Source organism: Aquabacterium humicola, assembly GCF_030167915.1.
Taxonomy (GTDB): domain Bacteria; phylum Pseudomonadota; class Gammaproteobacteria; order Burkholderiales; family Burkholderiaceae_C; genus Pseudaquabacterium; species Pseudaquabacterium humicola.
The window spans coordinates 205008-226508 of the sequence record NZ_JARGNB010000007.1; the positions used below are offsets into that span (position 1 = coordinate 205008).

At 71.2% G+C, this 21501-nt stretch carries 22 protein-coding genes; 16 read left to right on the plus strand and 6 right to left on the minus strand.

Translation table 11 applies throughout. The features are described from left to right. The first annotated feature begins 157 nt into the window (after nucleotides 1-157). The 6 genes from P1K89_RS26115 to P1K89_RS26140 are packed head-to-tail and all read left to right on the plus strand — an operon-like array spanning nucleotide 158 to nucleotide 6566. Nucleotides 158-931 (plus strand): ABC transporter ATP-binding protein, encoded by a 774-nt coding sequence (locus tag P1K89_RS26115; protein WP_284619615.1) that lies wholly within the window; start codon nucleotides 158-160, stop codon nucleotides 929-931. Continuing rightward, on the plus strand, nucleotides 931-1638 hold the full coding sequence (locus P1K89_RS26120) for an ABC transporter ATP-binding protein (RefSeq protein ID WP_284619470.1): 708 nt from the start codon (nucleotides 931-933) through the stop codon (nucleotides 1636-1638). The genes P1K89_RS26115 and P1K89_RS26120 overlap by 1 nt, the downstream gene beginning before the upstream one ends. Before the next feature lie 56 nt (nucleotides 1639-1694). Then, nucleotides 1695-2903 (plus strand): ABC transporter substrate-binding protein, encoded by a 1209-nt coding sequence (locus P1K89_RS26125; RefSeq protein ID WP_284619471.1) that lies wholly within the window; start codon nucleotides 1695-1697, stop codon nucleotides 2901-2903. Between the two features lie 12 nt (nucleotides 2904-2915). Beyond that, nucleotides 2916-3800 carry a branched-chain amino acid ABC transporter permease gene (locus P1K89_RS26130; RefSeq protein ID WP_284619472.1) on the plus strand — a complete coding sequence of 295 codons (885 nt, stop codon included), beginning with the start codon at nucleotides 2916-2918 and terminating at the stop codon, nucleotides 3798-3800. Next, nucleotides 3800-4816, plus strand: a complete 1017-nt coding sequence (locus P1K89_RS26135) for a branched-chain amino acid ABC transporter permease (RefSeq protein WP_284619473.1) — start codon at nucleotides 3800-3802, stop codon at nucleotides 4814-4816. Before P1K89_RS26130 ends, P1K89_RS26135 begins: the two co-directional genes overlap by 1 nt. Nucleotides 4817-4841: 25 nt before the next feature. Further along, nucleotides 4842-6566 carry a putative bifunctional diguanylate cyclase/phosphodiesterase gene (locus P1K89_RS26140; protein WP_284619474.1) on the plus strand — a complete coding sequence of 575 codons (1725 nt, stop codon included), beginning with the start codon at nucleotides 4842-4844 and terminating at the stop codon, nucleotides 6564-6566. A gap of 30 nt (nucleotides 6567-6596) precedes the next feature. Here the strand turns inward: P1K89_RS26140 and P1K89_RS26145 are convergent, their stop codons facing one another. Further along, nucleotides 6597-7742 carry an ABC transporter substrate-binding protein gene (locus P1K89_RS26145; protein WP_284619475.1) on the minus strand — a complete coding sequence of 382 codons (1146 nt, stop codon included), beginning with the start codon at nucleotides 7740-7742 and terminating at the stop codon, nucleotides 6597-6599. Nucleotides 7743-8008: 266 nt separating this feature from the next. Between P1K89_RS26145 and P1K89_RS26150 the strand changes: the two genes are divergently transcribed. Continuing rightward, nucleotides 8009-8185 carry a hypothetical protein gene (locus tag P1K89_RS26150; protein ID WP_284619476.1) on the plus strand — a complete coding sequence of 59 codons (177 nt, stop codon included), beginning with the start codon at nucleotides 8009-8011 and terminating at the stop codon, nucleotides 8183-8185. Between the two features lie 3 nt (nucleotides 8186-8188). Here P1K89_RS26150 and P1K89_RS26155 read toward each other — a convergent pair whose 3' ends face one another. Genes P1K89_RS26155 through P1K89_RS26165 form a run of 3 tightly spaced genes read right to left on the minus strand, consistent with a single transcriptional unit; the run spans nucleotide 8189 to nucleotide 10199 of the window. Continuing rightward, on the minus strand, nucleotides 8189-8812 hold the full coding sequence (locus P1K89_RS26155; protein ID WP_284619477.1) for an alpha-ketoglutarate-dependent dioxygenase AlkB: 624 nt from the start codon (nucleotides 8810-8812) through the stop codon (nucleotides 8189-8191). Between the two features lie 59 nt (nucleotides 8813-8871). Beyond that, on the minus strand, nucleotides 8872-9261 hold the full coding sequence (locus tag P1K89_RS26160) for a hypothetical protein (protein ID WP_284619478.1): 390 nt from the start codon (nucleotides 9259-9261) through the stop codon (nucleotides 8872-8874). After that, nucleotides 9258-10199 carry a LysR family transcriptional regulator gene (locus P1K89_RS26165; protein WP_284619479.1) on the minus strand — a complete coding sequence of 314 codons (942 nt, stop codon included), beginning with the start codon at nucleotides 10197-10199 and terminating at the stop codon, nucleotides 9258-9260. The genes P1K89_RS26160 and P1K89_RS26165 overlap by 4 nt, the downstream gene beginning before the upstream one ends. Nucleotides 10200-10323: 124 nt before the next feature. Here P1K89_RS26165 and P1K89_RS26170 point away from each other — a divergent pair, with 124 nt between their 5' ends. The 3 genes from P1K89_RS26170 (at nucleotide 10324) to P1K89_RS26180 (ending at nucleotide 13300) form a co-directional block, all read left to right on the plus strand. Further along, nucleotides 10324-11235, plus strand: coding sequence for a DMT family transporter (locus P1K89_RS26170; RefSeq protein ID WP_284619480.1), 912 nt, complete (start codon nucleotides 10324-10326; stop codon nucleotides 11233-11235). Nucleotides 11236-11310: 75 nt separating this feature from the next. After that, on the plus strand, nucleotides 11311-12081 hold the full coding sequence (locus P1K89_RS26175; protein ID WP_284619481.1) for a BON domain-containing protein: 771 nt from the start codon (nucleotides 11311-11313) through the stop codon (nucleotides 12079-12081). Between the two features lie 115 nt (nucleotides 12082-12196). Further along, nucleotides 12197-13300 carry an MBL fold metallo-hydrolase gene (locus P1K89_RS26180; RefSeq protein WP_284619482.1) on the plus strand — a complete coding sequence of 368 codons (1104 nt, stop codon included), beginning with the start codon at nucleotides 12197-12199 and terminating at the stop codon, nucleotides 13298-13300. Nucleotides 13301-13337: 37 nt separating this feature from the next. Here P1K89_RS26180 and P1K89_RS26185 read toward each other — a convergent pair whose 3' ends face one another. Together P1K89_RS26185 and P1K89_RS26190 are read right to left on the minus strand one after the other, a co-directional pair. Then, nucleotides 13338-14051, minus strand: a complete 714-nt coding sequence (locus tag P1K89_RS26185) for a GntR family transcriptional regulator (protein ID WP_439898036.1) — start codon at nucleotides 14049-14051, stop codon at nucleotides 13338-13340. Nucleotides 14052-14209: 158 nt separating this feature from the next. Further along, nucleotides 14210-14935 carry a maleate cis-trans isomerase family protein gene (locus tag P1K89_RS26190; RefSeq protein WP_284619484.1) on the minus strand — a complete coding sequence of 242 codons (726 nt, stop codon included), beginning with the start codon at nucleotides 14933-14935 and terminating at the stop codon, nucleotides 14210-14212. Nucleotides 14936-15149: 214 nt separating this feature from the next. Between P1K89_RS26190 and hydA the strand changes: the two genes are divergently transcribed. The 6 genes from hydA to P1K89_RS26220 all read left to right on the plus strand — a co-directional run bounded on the left by hydA (nucleotide 15150) and on the right by P1K89_RS26220 (nucleotide 21461). Next, nucleotides 15150-16574 carry a dihydropyrimidinase gene (hydA, locus tag P1K89_RS26195; RefSeq protein WP_284619485.1) on the plus strand — a complete coding sequence of 475 codons (1425 nt, stop codon included), beginning with the start codon at nucleotides 15150-15152 and terminating at the stop codon, nucleotides 16572-16574. A gap of 2 nt (nucleotides 16575-16576) precedes the next feature. Then, entirely contained in the window at nucleotides 16577-17326 is a 750-nt protein-coding gene (locus P1K89_RS26200; protein WP_284619486.1) for an aspartate/glutamate racemase family protein, read from the plus strand. 70 nt (nucleotides 17327-17396) lie between these two features. Then, nucleotides 17397-18377, plus strand: a complete 981-nt coding sequence (locus P1K89_RS26205) for a Bug family tripartite tricarboxylate transporter substrate binding protein (RefSeq protein ID WP_284619487.1) — start codon at nucleotides 17397-17399, stop codon at nucleotides 18375-18377. A 41-nt stretch (nucleotides 18378-18418) separates the two neighbouring features. Next, nucleotides 18419-19468 carry a TRAP transporter substrate-binding protein gene (locus P1K89_RS26210; protein ID WP_284619488.1) on the plus strand — a complete coding sequence of 350 codons (1050 nt, stop codon included), beginning with the start codon at nucleotides 18419-18421 and terminating at the stop codon, nucleotides 19466-19468. Next, on the plus strand, nucleotides 19468-20172 hold the full coding sequence (locus P1K89_RS26215) for a TRAP transporter small permease subunit (protein ID WP_284619489.1): 705 nt from the start codon (nucleotides 19468-19470) through the stop codon (nucleotides 20170-20172). Before P1K89_RS26210 ends, P1K89_RS26215 begins: the two co-directional genes overlap by 1 nt. Beyond that, nucleotides 20169-21461, plus strand: coding sequence for a TRAP transporter large permease (locus tag P1K89_RS26220; protein ID WP_284619490.1), 1293 nt, complete (start codon nucleotides 20169-20171; stop codon nucleotides 21459-21461). The genes P1K89_RS26215 and P1K89_RS26220 overlap by 4 nt, the downstream gene beginning before the upstream one ends. Nucleotides 21462-21501: the final 40 nt, after the last annotated feature.

The window sequence follows — 21501 nt, forward strand, 5'->3', positions numbered from 1 at the left end:
CCGCGGCCCGCCCACCCCCGAGCTTTCACTGCAGTAGTTCTGCGATGGGGTTGCCACCGAGGTAGTCCTGCCGACGGGTTGCCACCGAGGTATTCGTGCGACTGCCCTTGCGGGGCGCGTCCACCCAAGATTCGGCCCCGCGATGAACAAGGGCGCCATGGGCAACGACATCATTCTCGAAGCGACGGCACTGAGCAAGGCCTTCAGGGGCTTCGTCGCGGTCGATCGCGTCGACCTGCAGGTCAGGCGCGGCAGCATCCATGCGCTGATCGGCCCCAACGGCGCGGGCAAGACCACCTGCTTCAACCTGCTGACGAAGTTCCTGCAGCCGTCGGCGGGCCGCATCCGCTTCAACGGCACCGACATCACCGCCGACGCGCCGGCGCAGGTGGCGCAGCGCGGCCTGGTGCGCTCGTTCCAGATCTCCGCGGTGTTCCCGCACCTCAGCGTGCTGGAGAACGTGCGCGTCGCGCTGCAGCGCAAGCTCGGCACCTCGTTCCACTTCTGGCGGCCCGAACGCTCGCTGCAGCGGCTGGACGCGCGCGCGCTCGAGCTGCTGGACGCGGTGGACCTGGCGCCCTTCGCCCGCCTGCCCGCGGTCGAGCTGAGCTACGGCCGCAAGCGCGCGCTGGAGATCGCGACGACGCTGGCGGCCGACCCCGAGCTGCTGCTGCTGGACGAGCCGACGCAGGGCATGGGCGCCGAGGACGTGGACCGGGTGCGCCAGCTGATCCGCAAGGTCGCGGCCAACCGCACCGTGCTGATGGTCGAGCACAACATGGGCGTCGTCGGCAGCCTGGCCGACACGATCACCGTGCTGCAGCGCGGCGCCAAGCTGGCCGAAGGGCCGTATGCCGAGGTCTCGGCCAATCCCGCGGTGATCGAGGCCTACATGGGCAGCTCGGCCGCCACGCTGCAGGGCGCCCACTGATGTCGACACCGATGCTCGAAGTGCGTGCGCTGCACGCCTGGTACGGCGAATCGCACGTGCTGCACGGCGTCGACTTCCATGTCGACGCGGGCGAGGTGGTCACGCTGCTCGGCCGCAACGGCGCCGGCCGCACCAGCACGCTGCGCGCGATCCTCGGCCTGACCGGCGCGCGCAAGGGCTCGGTGCGCGTGCGCGGGCAGGAGACGATCGGGCTGCCCACCTACCGCATCGCGCGGCTGGGCGTCGGCTACTGCCCGGAAGAGCGCGGCATCTTCTCGAGCCTGTCGACGCACGAGAACCTGCTGCTGCCGCCGCCGCTGACGCCACGCGGCGGCATGAGCGTCGAACGCATCCACGCGATGTTCCCCAACCTGCGCGAGCGCGCGGCGAGCCCGGGCACGCGCTTGTCGGGCGGCGAGCAGCAGATGCTGGCGGTCGCGCGCATCCTGCGCACCGGCGCGAAGCTGCTGCTGCTCGACGAGATCTCCGAGGGCCTCGCGCCGGTGATCGTCGAGAAGCTCGCCGAGATGGTGCTGGCGCTGCGCGACCAGGGTTTCACCGTCGTGATGGTCGAGCAGAACTTCCGCTTCGCCGCGCCGCTGGCCGACCGCTTCCTGGTGATGGAGCACGGCCGCATCACGCAGGCCTTCAGCCAGTCCGAGCTGCCCGCGCACGAGAAGCAGCTGCAGCAGCTGCTGGGCGTCTGACGCCCTGCCCCCTTCCGCTTCCCCCGCTTCACCCCCGACAACAGGAGACAAGCCCCATGGCACTGAAATCCAAGCTCGCCGCCGTCGGCCTCGCCGCGGCCGCCGCCTTCGTGGCGCCCGCGCAGGCCCAGTATTCCGGCGACGTGATCCGCATCGGCATCACCACCGACATGTCGGGCCTGTACTCCGACCTCGACGGCGAAGGCGGCGTCGAGGCGATCCGCATGGCGATCGCCGACTTCGGCGGCACGCTCAACGGCAAGAAGATCGAGGTGCTCTTCGCCGACCACCAGAACAAGGCCGACATCGCCTCCGGCAAGGCCCGCGAGTGGTTCGACAACCAGGGCCTGGACATGCTGATCGGCGGCGTCAACTCCGGCGTCAACCTGGCGCTCGCGCAGCTGGCGGCCGAGAAGAAGAAGCCCTTCTTCGCCGTCGGTGCGGCGACCTCGGTGCTGACCAACGAGAAGTGCTCGCCCTACACCGTGCACTACGCCTACGACACCGTGGCATTGAGCAAGGGCACCGGCGCCGCGGTGGTCAAGTCCGGCGGCAAGCAGTGGTACTTCCTGACCGCCGACTACGCGTTCGGCAACGCGCTGCAGACCGACACCACCAAGGTCGTGCGCGCCGCCGGCGGCGAGGTCGTCGGCTCGGTGCGCCATCCGCTGTCGGCGGCGGACTTCTCGTCCTTCCTGCTGCGCGCGCAGAGCAGCAAGGCGCAGATCCTGGGCCTGGCCAATGCCGGCGGCGACCTGACCAATTCGATCAAGGCGGCCAGCGAGTTCGGCATCACCAAGCAGATGAAGCTCGCCGCGTTGCTGATGTTCATCAACGACGTGCACGCGCTGGGCCTGAAGGCCACGCAGGGCATGTACCTGACCGACAGCTGGTACTGGAACCACAGCCCCGAGACGCGCGCCTGGAGCAAGCGCTTCTTCGAGAAGTTCAAGCGCATGCCCTCGTCGGTGCAGGCCGGCGACTACTCCGCGGCGCTGACCTTCCTGAAGGCGGTGAAGGCCGCCGGCACCGACGACGGCGACAAGGTGATGGCCGAGCTGAAGAAGACCAGGATCAACGACATGTACGCCAAGGGCGGCTACGTGCGCGCCGACGGCCGGATGATCCACGACATGTACCTGATGCAGGTGAAGTCGCCGGAGAAGTCGACCGAGCCCTGGGACTACTACAACGTCGTGCAGACCATCAAGGGCGAGGACGCCTTCACGACGAAGGAAGAGTCGCGCTGCGAGATGTGGAAATAACGGAGCAATGACGTGGAGATCCTCGGCATCCCGTTGCCCGCACTGCTCGGCCAATTGCTGCTGGGCCTGGTCAACGGCTCGTTCTACGCGATCCTGAGCCTCGGCCTGGCGGTGATCTTCGGCTTGCTGGGGATCGTCAACTTCGCGCACGGCGCGCTGTACATGGTCGGCGCGTACGTCGCGTGGATCGCGCTCGAGCGCCTGGGGCTCAACTACTGGGCCGCGCTGGCGCTCGCGCCGCTGGTCGTCGGTGCCTTCGGCGCGGCGATCGAGCGCACGCTGCTGAACAAGCTCTACAAGCTCGACCCGCTGTACGGCCTGCTGCTGACCTTCGGCCTCGCGCTGGTGGTCGAGGGTCTCTTCCGCGACCGCTTCGGCGTCTCGGGCCAGCAGGTCGCGGTGCCGGACCTGCTGCAGGGGGCCACCGACCTCGGCTTCATGGTGCTGCCGAACTACCGCGGCTGGGTGGTCTTCGCGTCGCTCGTGCTGTGCGGGATGACCTGGTACGTGATCGAGAAGACGAGCCTGGGCGCCACGCTGCGCGCCGGCACCGAGAACCCGCAGCTCGTGCAGGCCTTCGGCATCGACGTGCCCAAGCTCGTCACGCTGACCTACGCCGGCGGCGCCGCGCTGGCAGGGCTGGCCGGCGTGCTCGCCGCGCCGGTGATCCAGCTGACGCCGCTGATGGGCAGCAACCTGATCATCGTCGTCTTCGCAGTGGTGGTGATCGGCGGCATGGGCTCGATCCTCGGCGCCATCCTCACCGGCCTGGTGCTCGGCCTGATCGAAGGGCTGACCAAGGTCTTCTATCCCGAAGCGTCGAACATCGTCGTGTTCGTGATCATGGCGATCGTGCTGATGGTCCGGCCGGCGGGGCTGTTCGGCAAGGAACACTGATGCAAGCGCTCCCACCCCGCACCGAACGCCTGGCCTGGGGCCTCGCGCTCGCGCTGCTCGCCGCCGCGCCCTTCCTCGGCGTCTACCCGGTCTTCGCGATGAAGGCGCTGTGCTACGCGATCTTCGCCTGCGCCTTCAACCTGCTTCTGGGCTTCACCGGGCTGCTGTCCTTCGGCCACGCGGCCTTCATGGGCGCGGCGGCCTACGGCACCGGCTGGCTGGTGGCCTCGGCGCACTGGCCGCCGGAGCTCGCGCTGGCGGCCGGCGTGCTCATTGCCGCGCTGCTGGGCCTGGCCGTCGGCGCGATCGCCATCCGCCGCCAGGGCATCTACTTCGCGATGATCACGCTGGCGCTGGCGCAGATGGTGTACTTCGTCTGCCTGCAGGCACCCTTCACCGGCGGCGAGGACGGCCTGCAGGGCGTGCCGCGCGGCAAGCTCTTCGGCCTGCTGCCGCTGGGCGACGACCTGACGATGTACTACGCCGTGCTGGCAGTCTTCGTCGCGGTGTTCGCGGCCATCGTGCGCATCGTGCGCTCGCCCTACGGCCAGGTGCTGAAGGCGATCCGCGAGAACGAACCACGCGCGGTCTCGCTGGGCTACGCGGTCGACCGCTACAAGCTGCTGGCCTTCGTGCTCAGCACCGCGCTGGCCGGGCTCGCGGGCGGGCTGAAGACGCTGGTGCTCGGCTTCGCGACGCTGTCCGACGTGCACTGGACGATGTCCGGCGAGGTGGTGCTGATGACACTGCTCGGCGGCATGGGCACCTTCGCCGGCCCGGCGGTCGGCGCGGTGACGATCATCGGCCTGCAGGACTACCTGGCCGACCGCGTCGGCGCCTGGGTCACGGTGATCATCGGCCTGACCTTCATCGTCTGCGTGCTCGCGTTCCGGCGCGGCTTCGTCGGCGAGTTCCTGGCCTGGCGCGCGCGGCGTTCGGCGCCCGTGCAGACCGACCCCAGCGAGGCGACGCCGTACCGGTCGTCGCGTGAGGATGCTGGCGCCGAGGCGGCCTGAACGCCGCCAAGGCGGCGCGCCGGCCGTGCCGCGCGGCGACGCGGCGCTGCGCCAGACGCTGGCGCAGCAGCAGGCCATCCTCGAGGGCCTGCAGGTCGGCGTCGGCTTCTTCGTCGACCGCCAGCCGGTGTGGGTCAACCCGCAATGGGAAGCGCTGTTCCAGCGCAGCGGCGACGAGGTGAGGCGCCTGGGCACGGCGGTGTACTTCCAGGCGCCCGAGGACTGGAGCGCGTTCGGCGGCCGCGCCTATCCGGCGCTGGCACGCGGCGAGGTGGTGACCGAGGAGCTGCAGCTGCGCCGCGCCGACGGCACGTTGTTCTGGTGCCGCGTGCGCGGCAGTGCGGTCGACAGGGCCGACCCGCTGCGCGGCGTGGTGTGGATCTTCGAGGACGTCACCGACCGCCGCCTCGCGGCCGACGCGATGCAGCGCTACCAGGCGCACCTGGAGCACCTGGCGCACACCGATCCGCTGACCGGGCTGCCCAACCGCCAGTACCTGCATGCGACGCTCGACCTGGACGCCGCCGCCGCGGCCGCCGGCGGCCACGCGCTGGCGCTGCTGTTCATCGACCTCGACCGTTTCAAGATCGTCAACGACACGCTCGGCCATGCGCTGGGCGACCAGCTGCTGTGCGCGGTCGCGCAGCGGCTGCGCGGCTGCCTGGACGCCGGCGGCAGTGGCGGCCACTGCATCGCGCGGCTCGGTGGCGACGAGTTCACCGTGCTGTGCCGCCTCGAGGGCCGCGCCGCGGTCGAGACCGTCGCGCGGCGCCTGATCGCGGCGCTGGCCGAGCCCTTCGTCGTCGACGGCTACGAACTGACCGTCACCGCCAGCATCGGCATCTGCCGCTGCCCGCACGACGGCGCGCAGCCCGCCGAGCTGCTGATGCGCGCCGACACCGCGATGTACCGCGCCAAGGAGCGCGGCCGCAACAACTTCCAGTTCTACGAGCCGGGCATGGGCCGCCAGGCCGAGCGGGTGCACCTGCTCGAACGCGAGCTGCGCCACGCGCTCAAGCGCCACCAGCTCGAGCTGCACTACCAGCCGAAGGTCGAGCTCGCCAGCGGCCGCGCGAGCAGCGTCGAGGCGCTGATCCGCTGGCAGCATCCGACGCTGGGTGCGGTGTCGCCGGCGGAGTTCATTCCGATCGCCGAGGAGGTCGGCGCGATCGTGCCGATCGGCGAATGGGCGCTGCGCGAGGCCTGCAGCCAGCTGGCCCGCTGGCGCGCGCTGGGCTGCGACTGCAGCGTCGCGGTCAACCTGTCGTCGCGCCAGTTCCGCCAGCCCGACCTCGCCGGCGCGATCATGCGCACCATCGACGAGGCCGGCGTGCCCTGCGAGCTGGTCGAGCTGGAGATCACCGAAGGCGTGCTGATGGAGGACACCGACGGCACGATCGCCGCGCTGAAGCTGCTGGCCGGCCGCGGCATCCGCATCGCCGTCGACGACTTCGGCATGGGCTATTCGAGCCTGAGCTACCTGCGCCGCTTCCCGGTGCACGTGCTGAAGATCGACCGCTGCTTCGTCGCCGACATCGGCCGCCCCGGCGGCGATGCGACGATCGCGCGCACCATCATCGCGATGGCCCATGCGCTGAACCTGCAGGTCGTCGCCGAGGGCGTCGAGACCGCCGCGCAGGCCGACTTCCTGCGGCAGCACGGCTGCGAGACCGCGCAGGGCCACTTCTTCGGCATGCCGCTGCCGGCGCGCGAGACGACCGCGCTGCTGCTGCGCCAGGCGCGGCGCTGAGCGTCCTCAGCGCCCGTGGCGCCTGGCCGCTCACTTCAGAAGTTTGCCGTCGCTGCCGATCACCGTGACCTCGACGAAGCGCGAGCCGACACGCTCCTTCGGTCCGTAGCTGATGCGGATGCCGCCGAGGTCGAACTCGCGCAGCGATTCCAGCGCCGCGATCAGCTTCGCGCGCGTCGGCGCCGGGCCGGCGCGCTTCAGGCCTTCGACCAGCACCTTGCAGCCGAGGTATTCCTCGAAGTTGGTGTAGTTCACCGCCTGGCCGGGCGCATGCTTCGCGAGCGCCGCGTGGAATTCGCGCACCACCGGCAGCGCGCCCTGATAGGGGTAGGGCACCACCTGGCTGATGCCCAGGCCGCGCACGTTCTGCAGGCCGCCCAGCTTGACCAGCTCCGCCGGATCGACGACCGAGATGTTGAAGAGCTGGCCGCCGCCGCCGGCCTCGCGGTACTGGCGCACGAAGGCCGCGGCCGGCTTGTTCACCGCGATCATCACCACCGACTGCGCCTCGGCCGCCAGCACCTGCTTCACCGCCGCGCCGACCGCATCGGTGTTGCGCTCGTAGGGCGCCGCGGCCACCAGCTTCAGGTCGCGCCGCGCCAGCGCGGCCTCGACGCCGGCCAGCCCGGCCTTGCCGAAGCCGTCGTCCTGGTACAGCACCGCGACACGCCGGATGCCCTGCGTGACCAGCTGCTTGACCATGTGCTCGGCCTCGTCGGCATAACCGGCGCGCAAGTGGAAGATCCACGGGTTGAACGGCCTGCGCAGCGGCTCGCCGCCGGTGTAGGGCGCGACCAGCGCGATGCCGGCATCGGCCAGCACCTGCTGCTCCAGCAGCTTGCCGACGTTGGAGGTGCCGGCGAAGCCGAACAGCGCGACCACCTCGGGCTTCGCGACGAGCGCCTTCGTGGCCTTCAGCGTGTCGTCGACCTTGTAGCCGTCGTCGATCACGATGGTGCGCAGCGTCGCGCCGTGCACGCCGCCGGCGGCGTTGACCGCGTCGAAACAGACCTTGCCGCCGAGCACCATCTGCTGGCCGGAGCTCGCCAGCACGCCCGACAGCGGTGCCACCTGGCCGATCACCAGCTCGGCGGCGCGTGCGCCGGTGCCGATGCAGGCGGCCACGAGCCCGCACAGCGCCTGCCTGCGCAGGCGCGTTTTCCACGACGTCTTCATGCCGGATCTCCGTCGCGCGCCTCTTCGAGCGCGCTGCTGGCCGATGCTACGAAGCACAGCCCCGGCGCGCGGTCGGGGTTGATCCGCTGGGGTGCTTGTACCTACAGGAAAACGCCGTGTCCGCGCAGACGGCGTAGGCCTGGTCCGACCCGCGGATCACGCGCAGGCCGATGCGCGCGCGCAGGCCTGCTCCCTACAGTGGCGCGAAGCGCGGGCGTCGATGCCACGACGTCCGCTTTCGCAAGGACTCGTTGGGAGCCAAGACCATGTCCTTCTCGCTCTACCTCATCGGCTTCCTGGTGCTGATCGCCGGCATCGCCTGGGGCCTGTCGATCGCCGGGGTGCCGGCGCTGTACATCGGCATCGCCAGCGTGATCCTGGTCGGCCTGGGCGTGATCACCGGCGTGTCGCGCACGCGCTCGAAGGACCCACCGACGGCGTGATCCTCATCCCAGCAGGCGCGGCGTGCCGCGCGCGGTGCGCAGCGAGAGCGAGTAGCGCAGCCCGGGTGTCTCGGCGATGCTGTGCTGCCAGGCCCAGCGCGCCGGCCCCTCGAGCACATAGGCCGAGCGCGGCGGCAGCTGCAGGTGGCGCACCGCCTTCGGATCGTTGGCCGGCGGCGGATAGGGCCGCAGGCGCATCAGCGCGGGGCCGCCCAGCGACACGCCGACGATCGATTCGAAGTCCGGTGCGTCACGGTGCCAGCCGAGCGGCGTGCCGGGCCGGTATTCGGCCACCAGCAGCTGCGTGAAGCGCTGCGGCTCGACGCCCAGCCAGTCGGCGACCTGCGCGCGCAGCGGCTCGAGCGCGGGCGGAATCGGCGGCGCCTCGCGCAGCGTATTGGTGTCGTAGTCGAAGCGCCCGCCGAAGGCGGCCGAGCGCCGCTTCGCCATGTACTGCTTGTAGCGCACGACATGCGTCTCGATGCCGCGCACGACGTCGAGCCAGCGCGCTTCGTCGGCGGACGACAGGAAGTTCTCGACGAACTTCATGCCCTCGGGCAGCAGCAGGTCGTCGTCGGCGAACAGCGAGGGCTGGATGCCGGAGGTCTGGAGAGGGAAAGCGGGCATGGGGCGTTCGAGCACCCGCGTGACGGAAGATTCAGCGCGGGTCGTTCCGCAACAGGCGCTCATCGTGCCGGCGCCGACGCCGGCGGCGCCGAGGCCGTCGGCAGCAGCAGCACCTGGGCCGGCGCGCCGACGCAGTTCGTCGTCTGGCCCGGCTTGCACGTGGCGACATCGGGCGGCGGCGGGTAGTGTCGCGGCGGCTTGCGGCCCGGCTGGTAGATCAGCAGCAGCCACAGCACGAGCACGAAGATCACCGTGCCGCCCAGCAATCGCAGCCGCTGGCGCGGCGTGAAGGGACGGTAGCGGCCGGCCAGCGGCGCGGTCGGCAGCGCCGCCTTCGGTGTCGGCAACGGCGGCGGCGGCAGGCCGGCGCGCATGTCGCCCGGCTCGCGGGGTTCGGCCGTCGCGGAAGACGACGATGGCGGTGGGGACGGCGGACGTTCGGAGCTCACGGCCGAATCATCGCCGCTTCCGCCGCCGCGTCCGTGCCCCCTTCGGCGAGGTGGTCGATGAGCGCCCGGACCTTGCGCGGCAAGTGGCGCGTGGGCGCGTAGACCGCGTGCACGCCCCGCGTCGCGTAGCCGCCGGCGAAGTGCCAGTCGGCCAGCAGGCGTTCGAGGCGCCCGTCGCGCAGGCCGGCCGCGGCGGCGAAATCCGGCACCAGGCCGATACCCAGACCCGCCTCGACGGTCGCCAGGATCGCGGCCGAGTTGTTCACCGTCAGAGGCCCGGTCAACTGCACGTCGACCGGCGCCTCGCCGTCGCGCTGCATCTGCAGTCGTTCGCCGAAGGCGCCGTAGCCGAGCCAGATGCAGGCGTGCGACGCCAGCTCGGCGGGTGTGGCCGGCCGGCCGCGGCGCTGCAGGTAGCCGGGCGACGCGACCAGCACGTAGCCCATCACGCCCAGCCGCCGCGCGACCAGCCCCGGCGCCAGCGCATCGGGCGCGACGATGCGCAGCGCAAGGTCGAAGCCCTCGTCGACGAGGTCGACCACCCGGTCGACGAGCACCAGCTCGATCTCCACCTCCGGCCAGCGCGCGAAGAAGCCGGGCAGCTTCGGCGCCAGCCACAGTTCGCCGAACACCGGCGGCGCGCTGACGCGCAGCTTGCCGCGCGGCGTCGACGCGAAGCGGCCGGCCAGCGACTGCACGTCGCGCGCGGTCTGCAAGAGGCGCGCACAGCCGGGGTAGACCTCGGCGCCGTCCTCGGTCAGTGACACCGCGCGGGTCGTGCGATGCAGCAGCTTCAAGCCCAGCGCCGCCTCGAGCCGCGCGACGCTGCGGCTGACCGCGGACGTCGTCAGCCCCAGCGCCCTCGCCGCCGGCGCGAAGCCGCGCGCTTCGACGACGCGCGCGAAGACCACCATCTCGCTGAGCAGCAGGTTGTCCATGTCGGTGTTCTTGCCGCCTGATTGTTGCCTGAGAGGAATCAGTGATGTTCCCGAGCAGCGGATTGTGCGCGTGAAGGCCGCGTGTGATCGTACGGCCACCCTCCCCGACCGGCGAAGCGACCCCATGAACGACCACCCGATCCGATCCGGCACCTGGCGCATGCTGGCCGCGATGGCGCTGTCCGGCACCATCGGCGCGCTGGTGGTCGAGAGTGGCCAGCCGCCGCTGGTGGTGGTGCTGTTCCGCTGCGCGATCGGCGGCGCGGCGCTGCTGGCCTGGCTGGCCTGGACGCGCGGCTGGCGGCCGCTCACCTGGCGCGCGATTGCGTGGTTGCTGCTGGGCGGTGCGGCGCTGGTCGCCAACTGGCTGTGCCTGTTCTCGGCCTACCGCTTCACCCCCATCTCGGTGGCCACCGTCGTCTACCACACGCAGCCGTTCATGCTGCTGCTGCTCGCCGCCGCGCTGGGCACCGAACGGCTGGACGGGCGCCGCCTGCCGTGGCTGGCGCTGGCGATGGCCGGCGTGCTGCTGTCGAGCGGGCTGGGGGCCGACGGCCTCGACGGCGCAAGCTGGTCAGGCGTCGCGCTGGCCGCCGCGGCGGCGGCGCTGTACGCCGTGGCGACGATCGCGACGCAGAAGCTGCAGCACCTGCCGTCGGCGCAGATCGCCGCGCTGCAGATGGGGCTCGGGGTCGTGCTGCTGGCGCCCGTCGCGTGGCCGTTCACCTGGCCCGCCGGCGCGGTCGCGCTCGGCGCGCTGGCCACGCTCGGCCTCGTGCACACGGCCTTCATGTACACGCTGATGTACGCGGCGTTCCAGCGCCTGCCGGCGTCGTCGCTGGCGATGCTGTCCTTCGTCTACCCGGCGGTTGCGCTGCTGGTCGACCTGGCCTGGTTCGGCGCCTGGCCGCAGCCGCTGCAGTGGCTGGGCATGGGCCTGATCCTCGCCGCGGTGCTGGCGCACAAGCGGGCCGGCGCGGCGGCGGCCGCGGCGCCGCGGGCGGCCGCGAGCACCGGCATCGGACGCGCCGCCTGAGGGCCGTCGCCCCGGCCGCGGGAACGCGGCTTGCCGCGCCAATCGGTTCCCGGACTCCCTCGAAAGGCGACGACGATGGCACACCGCCCCCCGCATGGCCTGGGACCGGGCTCGCTGCTGCTTGCGGCGGGCGCCGGCGCGTTGTTCATGGCCCTGCTCGATCCGCAGCAGGGCCGGCGCCGCCGCGCGCTGCTGGTGGACCGCTGGCAGCACGGCCAGCGGCTGGTCATGCGCTTCGCCGACGCCGGCTGGCGCGACCTGTCGCATCGCACGCACGGGCTGGTGGCCGATCTGCGCGGGCGCCACGGCCCGGCGCCCGACGATCCGGTGCTCGCCGAGCGGGTGCGCGCGCGGCTGGGCCGGCTGATCTCGCATCCGCACACGATCGCCGTGCAGGCGCACGCGGGCACGGTGCAGCTCGAAGGGCTGGCGCTCGAGCGTGAACGCGCCAAGCTGCTGCTGGGCGTGCAGGCGGTGCCTGGCGTGCAGCATGTGCTGGACCTCGTCGACTGGCGCGCCGAGATCGGCCGCGAGCCGGCGCTGCAGGGCTCACACGAGCGCAGCGGACCGCGGCCGGAGTTCCTGCAGCAGCACTGGGCCCCGGGGCCCCGCCTGCTGGCCGCCGTCGTCGGCGGGGCACTCGCCGCGTGGGCCCTCGGCCACCCGGGCGTTCGCTCGCGTTTGCTCGGCAGTGCCGGTGCGGCGCTGGCCTGGCGCGCGTTGTCGCGGGGCGACGGCAGCACGCCCGCGCGACCCGCATCGCCCGTGCAGGGCGTGCGCGTCGAACACGGGCCGCTGCAGCGCGACGACGAGCCGCCCGCACCGGACAAGCGCGCGCTGCATTGATCGGCCGCGGGCCGCTCTCGTCCGCGCGGCTTCGCCCATCGGCCCCCCCGCGGGTCCCGGCCGCCCGCGCGGTTAAGCTCGCGCCGCTGTCCCCGCCCGGACGCGAAGGGAAACGATGAGACGTTCACTGCGGCGCGTCGCCGCCTGGGTCCTGCTGCTGGCCGCGCTGGGCATCGGCAGCACCGGTTGCGCGAGCAGCGGCACCGCCCCCGCGGCCGCGGCCGCCTCCTCGGCGCAACGCGGGCCCGACGGCCTCTACCGCAACCTCGACAACCCGGACGCGCGGCCGTCGCAGGATGCCTGGACGATCTGGCGCCGCTTTCTCTTCCAGAAGAAGGACGGCACGGTGCCGGTGGATGCGATCCCGGTGCGCAAGCTCGACCGCGCCGCGCTCGACGCGCTGGACCCGGCGGCGAACCACGTCATCCGCCTCGGCCACTCGTCGCACCTGCTGAAGCTGCACGGCCGCTACTGGCTGATCGACCCGGTGTTCAGCGAGCGTGCGTCGCCGGTGCAGTGGGCCGGCCCGAAACGCTTCCACCCGCCGCCGATCACGCTGGCCGAGTTGCCCCCTATCGAGGGCCTGATCCTGTCGCATGACCACTATGACCACCTCGACGTCGCGACCATCGAGGCGCTGACCGCCCGGGTGCAGCGCTACTTCGTGCCGCTGGGCGTCGGCGAGCGGCTGCGCGGCATGGGCGTGGCCGCGGAGGCCATCGAGGAGTTCGACTGGTGGCAGGCGAGCCGCCACGGCGCGATCGGCCTGACCGCGACGCCGGCACAGCATTTCTCGGGGCGCACGCTGTGGGACCGCAACCGCACGCTGTGGGCCGGCTGGATCATCGATTCTGGCGGCCAGCGCATCTTCTACAGCGGCGACTCCGGCTACTTCCCGGGTTATCGGCAGATCGGCGAGCGCTTCGCCGGCATCGACCTGGCGATGATGGAGAACGGCGCCTACGACGCCTACTGGCCCGCGGTGCACAGCACGCCCGAGCAGACGGTGCAGGCGTTCAAGGACCTGCGCGCGAAGCTGCTCTACGTGGTGCACAACAGCACCTTCGACCTCGCCTTCCACACCTGGCGCGACCCGCTCGACCGCATCGCGGCGCTGGCCGAGGCGCAAGCGCTGCCGCTGGCGACGCCGGAGATCGGCGAGGTGCTCACCGTCGGCAAGCCGCGCGAGAACAAGGCGTGGTGGAAGGGCCTGCGCTGAGCGTGCGTGCGCGGCGCGCCGCGCACGTGCCCGGCGGTCAGCGGAAGATCGCCTCGAGGTCGACCTCTTCGCTGGCGGCCTCGAGCTTCATGCTGCCCTCGATGTGCTCCAGGTGCTCGAGCATCAGGCGCTCGGCGCGCGCCGCGTCCCGCTTGGCGATGGCGTCGATGATCTGCGAGTGTTCGTCGGCGCGGCAGCTGGTCGTCGTCGGCGCGTCGTAGAGGAAGATCATCAGGCAGGTCAGCACCGAGAGCTCGCGCATGCTGCGCGCGAGCGCGCTGTTGCCGGCCAGCTCGGCGGCCAGTGAATGGAACTCGCCCGACAGACGGATCACCGCGCGCTTGTCGTCGCGGCGGCGGGCGTCCATCTCCAGGTCCTGGTGGCGGCGCAGCTGCTCCAGCTTGTCCGGCGTCAGCGTATCGACCAGGCGGCGGATCACCGCCGGCTCGATCAGGCGGCGCGCCTCGAACACGTCGCGCGCCTGCTCGATCGTCGGCTTGGCGACATAGGCGCCGCGCTGCGGGTAGAGCTCGACGATCTGCTCGTGCGCCAGCCGCGCCAGCACCTCGCGGATGCGCGCGCGGCTGACGCCGAAGATCTCCGCCAGGCGCTCCTCGACGAGCTTGGTGCCCGGGTGCAGCCGGTGCTCGAGGATCGCGGCGGTGATCTTCTCGTAGATCTCGTCCTGCGCGTTCTCGCGCTGCAGGCGGGCCGGCGTGCTGGCAGCGCGGGACGCGGTTCGGGTCGGCATGGCTGGGGTCGGCGTGGCGTTCGGCGTGGCAACGGGATCGGGGTGGCCGCAGCGCGGGCGGTTGCAGCGCAGGTGCGAGGCACCGGCGGCGGCGATTGTAGGAAGCGTGCCGTCCAGCGCGGTGCGCAGCGGGTCGTCGCCGAGGCGGTCCATGGTGTTCAGCCCCAGGCGAACAGCTGGCCCCAGCCGCGCACCGCGGCGGGGTCGCGGCCGGCCGCGCGCAGCAGGCCCCAGACGGTGGTCGACACCGTGTCGAGCAGCGGGATGCCGAGCTCGGCCTCGATGCGTTCGGCCAGCGGCGCCGCGCGCAGGTTGGTGCAGAAGGTCGTGATCGCCTGCGGTCGTGCTTCGGCCACCTCGTGCATCAGCGTGCGCAGGCGCTCGGGCTCGACGCCGGCGAAGTCGTGGTTCACGCGGATGCCGAGGTGGCGCTCGGCCACGACCTCGATGCCGAGGCTGCGGTAGTTGTCGACGATGCGCTGCTGCACGTCCGCGGTGTAGGGCGTGACCAGCGCGAGCCGCGTGATGCCGCGCAGCGCGAGCAGCTCGTTGAGCGCGAGCACCGCGGTGGTCGCGGCGATGCCGGTGCGCTGGTGGATGCGCTCGACCAGGCGCCGGTCGGCCTCGAAGCCGAGCCAGCCGGAGGACGTGCCGCTCCAGCCGATCGCATGCACCTTGGCATCGGCCAGCAGCTCGGCCGCGGCGAGGATCTTCGAGTCGTCGAACTGCCCGAGCGCGCGCTCGGTGAGCGCGATCTCGGTGACCGGGAAACGCGCGAAGTGGGCGCTGCCCCCGGGCACCAACGCCGCCAGCGCGGCGGTCAGCGGCTCCAGCGCGGTGTTCGAGGACGGCGTCAGCACGCCGAGGCGGACGGGGGTGTTCATGGGTGTCTCAGGCAAGGGTGGAGGTCGTGCAGCCATCTTCGGCGACGGCCTGCATCCGATCATGCCGATTTTGGTCAAAACTGTCGACACTAGTGTTAACACTGAATGCGACAACTTGATTGTCGACGATTATGTTGACAACGAAGACGACATTCACACCACCTGCTGCCATGACCACCACCCGCTTGTCGACAATCCTTTCAGGAGAGGCCCTGTGAGCGGCTTCGACCTGGTGATCCGCCGGGCCCGCGTGGCGACCGCCGCGGACGTCTTCGACGCCGACATCGGCATCGCCGGCGGCCGGATCGTTCAGCTCGGCCAAGGCCTGCCCGCAGGCGCGCGCGAGATCGACGCCGCCGGCCGCACCGTGACGCCGGGCGGCGTCGATGCCCACTGCCACCTCGACCAGCCGATGGCGCCACCGCTGCGCATGGCCGACGACTTCGAGTCCGGCACGCGCTCGGCGGCCTGCGGCGGCACGACCACCGTGATCCCGTTCGCGGCGCAGGAGAAGGGCCAGTCGCTGCTGGCCGCGGTGGCCGACTACCACCACCGCGCCGAGGGCCGCGCCCATGTGGACTACGCCTTCCACCTGATCGTCAGCGACCCCACGCCGCAGGTGCTGCAGCACGAGCTGCCGGACCTCATCAACCGCGGCTACACGTCGTTCAAGATCTACATGACCTACGACGACCTGAAGCTCGACGACGGCCAGATCCTCGACGTGCTGGCCGTGGCGCGCGAGCATCGGGCGATGGCGATGATCCATGCGGAAAACGCCGACTGCATCGAGTGGCTGACGAAGCGCCTCGAAGCCGCCGGCCGCACCGCGCCGCGCTTCCATGCGCATGCGCGGCCGATGCTGGTCGAGCGCGAGGCCACCCACCGCGCGATCGCCCTGGGTGAGCTGGTCGACGTGCCGATCCTGATCGTGCACGTCTCGGGCCGCGAGGCGGTCGAGCAGATCCGCTGGGCGCGCGCGCAGGGGCTGAAGGTCTTCGCCGAGACCTGCCCGCAGTACCTGTTCCTGACCGCGGCCGACCTGGGGCTCGACGACAGCTACCACGGCGCGCGCTGCGTCTGCAGCCCGCCGCCGCGCGACCGCGCGAACCAGGACGTGATCTGGGCCGGCCTGAACGACGGCCTGTTCACCGTCTTCAGCTCCGACCACGCGCCCTTCCGCTACGACGCGCCGGAGGGCAAGAAGCCGGGCGGCGAGGAAGTGAGCTTCCGCCACATCCCGAACGGCATTCCCGGCATCGAGACGCGGCTGCCGCTGCTGTATTCCGAAGGCGTGCTGGCCGGCCGCATGACGCTGAACCGCTTCGTCGAGCTGACGTCCACCAACCCGGCCAAGGCCTACGGCCTGCATCCGCGCAAGGGCACGATCGCGATCGGCGCCGATGCCGACCTCGTGGTCTGGGACGAGCGCGAGTTCGTGCTGACGAACGCGATGCTGCACCACGCGGTCGACTACACGCCGTACGAGGGCCAGACGCTGCGCGCGTGGCCCGGGCTGACGCTCGCCGGCGGCGAGGTGGTGTGGGACGGCCGGCACTTCCATCCACGCGCCGGCCGCGGCCGCTTCCTGCGCTGCGATCCGCCGTCGCTGCTGCCGGTGCCGCCGAAAGGAGTTTGATCGTGACCCGACTCCTGCTGATCAACCCGAACATCTCCGACAGCGTCAGCGCGCTGATCCGCGCCGAGGCCCAGCGCAGCGCCGCGCCGGGCACGCAGATCGAGGTGCTGACGGCGCCCTTCGGCGTCGCCTACATCGAGACGCGCTTCGAGGCGATGCTCGGCGCCTACGCGGCCGCGCAGCTGGCGGCCGAGCACTTCGAACGTCATGACGCGGTGATCGTCGCCGCCTTCGGCGATCCCGGCCTGGCGGCGCTGCGCGAGGTGCTGCCCTGCCCCGTCACCGGGCTCACCGAAGCGGCGCTGGCCAGCGCCTGCCTGCTCGGCCGGCGCTTCTCGATCGTCGCGATCTCGCAGCGCATCCGCACCTGGTACCGCGAGACCGTCGAGAGCAACGGCCTCGCCGGCCGCCTGGCCAGCATCCGAGCGCTCGACGAGCCGCTGGCCGACATCGGCACCGTGCAGGGCGACCAGGGCGAACGGCTTGTGCAGCTGGCGCAGGCCTGCGTCGTCGAGGACGGCGCCGACGTGATCGTGCTCGCCGGCGCGCCGCTGGCCGGCCTGGCACGCGACCTACGCGGCCGGCTGCCGGTGCCCTGCGTCGACGGCGTCTCCAGCGCCGTGCGCCATGCCGAATCGCTGGTCGCGCTGCAGCCGGGCGCGGCGCGCGCCGGCAGCTTCGCGCCGCCGCCCCTCAAACCGCACCGCGGCCTGCCGCCGGCGATCGGCCGGCTGCTCGATCGCGGGCGCTGACCGTCCCACCCCGGCGCCCACCCCACGCCCGCCCCGCTTCGCCCCTCCTGCAGTACCAAGGACCTCCGTCATGCAACGCCGTCAGTTCCTCCAGACCAGCGCCGCCGCCGCCGCGACCGCCGCGCTGCCCGCCACCTTCGCCCAGGCCGCCTGGCCGAGCGGCCCGGTGCGCCTCGTCGTCGGCTTCCCGCCCGGCGGCGGCGCCGATGCGCTGGCCCGCGTCGTCGCCGAGAAGCTCGGCACGCTGTGGAAGCAGCAGGTGATCGTCGAGAACCGCGCCGGCGCGTCGTCGGCGCTGGCGGCCGAGTACACGGCGCAGCAACCCGGCGACGGCAGCGTGCTGTTCCTCTCGACGATCAACAGCCACGCGCTGCTGCCGGCGGTGAGCCCGAAGCTGCGCTACCACCCCGAGCGCGACTTCACGCCCATCGTGCTGCTGGGCGTGACGCCGAACCTCCTGATCACCGCGTCGAACAACCCGGTGAAGACGGTCAAGGAGGTGGTCGCGCTGTGCAAGGCGAAGCCGGGCGAGGTCTCGTTCGGCTCCGCCGGCCCGGCGACGATCCAGCACTTCGCGATCGAGAAGTTCAAGCTGCTCGCCGGCGTCGACGCGCTGCACGTGCCGTACAAGGGCAGCGGGCCGCTGCTGACCGACCTGATCGGCGGCCAGGTGCGCTACACCTTCGAGACCATGACCGCGGCCACGCCGCACCTGAAAAACGGCCGCGTGATCGCGCTGGCGCAGACGCGCGGCAAGCGCTCCAAGGCGTATCCCGACGTGCCGACGATGCAGGAGCTCGGCTTCGCCGGCTTCGAGACGATGAACTGGTACGGCCTCTCCGCGCCCGCGAAGCTGCCCGCCGCGCTGGTCAAGCGCATCAACGACGACGTCAACACGGTGCTGGCGATGCCGGACGTGCAGGCGCGTTTCGAGACCTTCGGCGTCGAGGACGGCGGCGGCAGCGCCGAGCGCTACGCGCAGTTCACGCGCACCGAGATCGCCAAGTGGGCCCAGGTGGCCCGCGAAGCGAAGGTCTCGATGGATTCCTGATTCCGCCCCCGCCTCCGCCACCCCCTCCCAAGGAGTCTTCCATGCATGTCCGCCTCGCCGCGGCGCTGGCCGCGCTCGCCCTCGCCACCGCCACCGCCCTGCCCGCCCGCGCCCAGGAGCGCCTGAAGTTCAAGGTCATCGGCCAGCCGCTGGCCACCGGGCTGATCCAGAAGCAGAAGGAGCAGCCGTTCTTCGAGCAGTTCGCCGCCCGCACCGGACTGCCGATCGACGCCGACTACAAGCCGATCGATACGCTGGGCATCAAGGACACCGAGCAGCTGCGCGTGATGAAGGCCGGCCTGTTCGACATCGTGTCGCTGCGCGTATCGCAGAACTCGCGCGACGAGCCGACGATCCTCGGCCTGGACCTCGTCGGCGGCAGCCCCGACTACGCCACCGGCCGCAAGGTGGCGCAGGCCTACTTCGACATCGCCGACCAGCGGCTGCAGAAGCAGTTCAACGTCAAGCTGCTCGGCGTCTGGCCCTTCGGCCCGCAGATCCTGTTCTGCAAGAAGCCGATCACGAAGCTGGCCGACGTCAAGGGCATGAAGGTGCGCGTGTACGACCAGAACCTCGCGAAGTTCATGGAGCTGGTGGGTGCGACGCCGGTGCCGGTGGCCTTCGCCGACACGCACCAGTCGCTGTCGCTGGGCGTCGTCGACTGCGCGGTCACCGGGCCCAGCTCGGCCAACTCCGCCGGCTGGCCCGAGGTCACCACGCACCAGCTGCCGCTGGGCTTCCAGATGGCGCTCAACGGCTACGCGATCTCGCTGAAGGCCTGGAACCGGCTCTTGCCCGACCAGCAGGCGAAGCTCAAGGCCGCCTTCGACGGGCTCACCGACGAGATCTGGAAGTACAGCGAGGAGCTGTTCAACGACGCGGTCAACTGCAATGCCGGCAAGGACCCGTGCACCACCGGCAAGAAGTTCAAGCTGACCAGCGTGGCGGTCACGTCGGCCGACGGCGATCTCGTGCGCAGCGCGGTCAGCAAGGTCAGCCTGCCGGTGTGGGCCGAGGTCTGCGACAAGTCGAACCCGGGCTGCTCGCAGCGCTGGAGCGCGACGGTGGGCAAGACGCTGGGGCTGCAGTGATGACAGGCGCCCTCACCTCCGGCGGCGCCATCGGCGCCGCGACCACCCCGCCGGTGGTCGGCGCCGCGGCGGCTGCCGCCGCGGCGCCCGCCGCCACCTCCCGAGGAGCCGGCATGAAGGACCGCATCGAGACCGCGCTGGCCAGCGCCTTCGGCCTGATCTTCCTCGCGCTGTCGGTGATCGTCACCGTCGAGACGATGGCCCGCAAGCTGTTCAACGTCTCGATCCAGGGCGCCGACGAGCTCGGCGGCTACGCGCTCGCCGTCGGCTCGACGATCGCGTTCAGCCTGGCGCTGATGGGCCGCAACCACATCCGCGTCGACGTCTTCCACGAGCGCTTCCCGCGCGCGCTGCAGGCGGCGCTGAACTGGCTGTCGATCGCCTCGCTGGCGGCCTTCGGCGCCTTCATCGCGTGGATCGCGTTCAAGGTCATCGGCGACACGCTGCAGTACGGCAGCACCGCGCAGACGCCGTGGGCGACGCCGCTGATCTGGCCGCAGGGCGTCTGGTACGCGGGGCTCGTGACCTTCGCGCTCGTCGCCACCGGCTACGCGCTGCGGGCGAGCGTGCTGGCGCTGACCGGCCGCATCGACACGCTGAACCACGACTTCCATCCGAAGAGCGCGAAGGAAGAACTGAAGGAAGAGCTCGACGACCTGGCCGCGCGCCAGGAGGCGGCACCCGCACAGGAGATCAAAGCATGAGCCCCGCCCTCTTCGGTCTCGCGTTCGCCGCGATGATCGGCATGATGCTGATGGGCGTGCCGATCGCCGTGTCGATGGCGCTGGTCGGCATCGTCGGCGGCATCGCCGCCTACGGCACGCCGTTCATGGACTCGATCGCCCCGGTGGTCTGGGGCGTGCAGAACGAGAACCTGCTGACCTCCATCCCGCTGTTCGTGCTGCTGGGCGAGCTGCTGCTGCGATCGGGCATCGCCGACCGCATGTACATCGCGCTGTCGGCCTGGCTGGGGCGGCTGCCGGGCGGGCTGCTGCACACCAACATCGGCAGCTGCGCGCTGTTCGCGGCGACCTCGGGCTCGTCGGTGGCCACCGCGGCCACCGTCGGCACCGTCGCGCTGCCGTCGCTGCGCAAGCGCGGCTACTCGATGCGCGCCTCGCTGGGCTCGCTGGCGGCCGGCGGCACGCTCGGCATCCTGATCCCGCCGTCGGTCAACATGATCGTCTACGGCTCGCTGACGAACAACTCGATCGGCAAGCTGTTCGTCGCCGGCATCATCCCCGGGCTGCTGCTCACCGGCTGCTTCATGCTCTACATCTGGATATCGAGCGTGATGAGCGGCACGGTCAAGCGCGAGGAGCCGGTGCCGCTGGCCGAGCGGCTGCGCACGCTGCAGTTCCTGGTGCCGCCGCTGGTGGTGTTCGGCATCGTGATGGGCAGCCTCTACTTCGGCATCGCGACGACCACCGAGAGCGCCGCGCTCGGCGTCATCGCCGCCCTGGGCTTCGTCGCGCAGTCGGGCAAGCTGAGCTGGGAAGTGCTGCGCACCTGCTTCGTCAGCACCGCACGCGTGAGCGGCATGATCCTCCTGATCATCACCGCGGCCTTCATCCTGAACCTGACGATCAGCCTGACCGGCGTCGCCGAGTCGATGACCAAGTGGGTTGCCGGCCTCGGGCTGTCGGCCACCGGGCTGATCCTGGCACTGATCGTGTTCTACCTGGTGCTCGGCATGTTCATGGACGTGCTGTCGATGCAGGTCGCGACGATCCCGATCACCTACCCGATCGCGGTCGCGCTCGGCGTCGACCCGATCTGGTTCGGCATCTTCATCGTGCTGATGTGCGAGCTCGGACTGATCACGCCGCCGGTGGGCATGAACCTGTTCGTCGTGCACGGCATCCGGCCGGACAAGGGCGGGCTGGAGGACGCGATCTGGGGCGCGCTGCCGTACGCGCTGATCATGATCGCCTTCACGATCCTGCTGCTGGCGGTGCCCGGTCTCGCGACCTGGCTGCCGGGCCACATGTGAGGAGGCGGCGCGATGTTCTTCGCCCCTGACCGGAGCCTGT

Coding starts and splice junctions, on each gene's coding strand:
- P1K89_RS26115 (WP_284619615.1), top strand. CDS start 158: ATGGGCAACGACATCATTCTCGAAGCGACGGCACTGAGCAAGGCCTTC.
- P1K89_RS26120 (WP_284619470.1), top strand. CDS start 931: ATGTCGACACCGATGCTCGAAGTGCGTGCGCTGCACGCCTGGTACGGC.
- P1K89_RS26125 (WP_284619471.1), top strand. CDS start 1,695: ATGGCACTGAAATCCAAGCTCGCCGCCGTCGGCCTCGCCGCGGCCGCC.
- P1K89_RS26135 (WP_284619473.1), top strand. CDS start 3,800: ATGCAAGCGCTCCCACCCCGCACCGAACGCCTGGCCTGGGGCCTCGCG.
- P1K89_RS26145 (WP_284619475.1), bottom strand. CDS start 7,742: ATGAAGACGTCGTGGAAAACGCGCCTGCGCAGGCAGGCGCTGTGCGGG.
- P1K89_RS26150 (WP_284619476.1), top strand. CDS start 8,009: ATGTCCTTCTCGCTCTACCTCATCGGCTTCCTGGTGCTGATCGCCGGC.
- P1K89_RS26155 (WP_284619477.1), bottom strand. CDS start 8,812: ATGCCCGCTTTCCCTCTCCAGACCTCCGGCATCCAGCCCTCGCTGTTC.
- P1K89_RS26165 (WP_284619479.1), bottom strand. CDS start 10,199: ATGGACAACCTGCTGCTCAGCGAGATGGTGGTCTTCGCGCGCGTCGTC.
- P1K89_RS26170 (WP_284619480.1), top strand. CDS start 10,324: ATGAACGACCACCCGATCCGATCCGGCACCTGGCGCATGCTGGCCGCG.
- P1K89_RS26175 (WP_284619481.1), top strand. CDS start 11,311: ATGGCACACCGCCCCCCGCATGGCCTGGGACCGGGCTCGCTGCTGCTT.
- P1K89_RS26180 (WP_284619482.1), top strand. CDS start 12,197: ATGAGACGTTCACTGCGGCGCGTCGCCGCCTGGGTCCTGCTGCTGGCC.
- P1K89_RS26185 (WP_439898036.1), bottom strand. CDS start 14,051: ATGCCGACCCGAACCGCGTCCCGCGCTGCCAGCACGCCGGCCCGCCTG.
- P1K89_RS26190 (WP_284619484.1), bottom strand. CDS start 14,935: ATGAACACCCCCGTCCGCCTCGGCGTGCTGACGCCGTCCTCGAACACC.
- P1K89_RS26205 (WP_284619487.1), top strand. CDS start 17,397: ATGCAACGCCGTCAGTTCCTCCAGACCAGCGCCGCCGCCGCCGCGACC.
- P1K89_RS26210 (WP_284619488.1), top strand. CDS start 18,419: ATGCATGTCCGCCTCGCCGCGGCGCTGGCCGCGCTCGCCCTCGCCACC.
- P1K89_RS26215 (WP_284619489.1), top strand. CDS start 19,468: ATGACAGGCGCCCTCACCTCCGGCGGCGCCATCGGCGCCGCGACCACC.
- P1K89_RS26220 (WP_284619490.1), top strand. CDS start 20,169: ATGAGCCCCGCCCTCTTCGGTCTCGCGTTCGCCGCGATGATCGGCATG.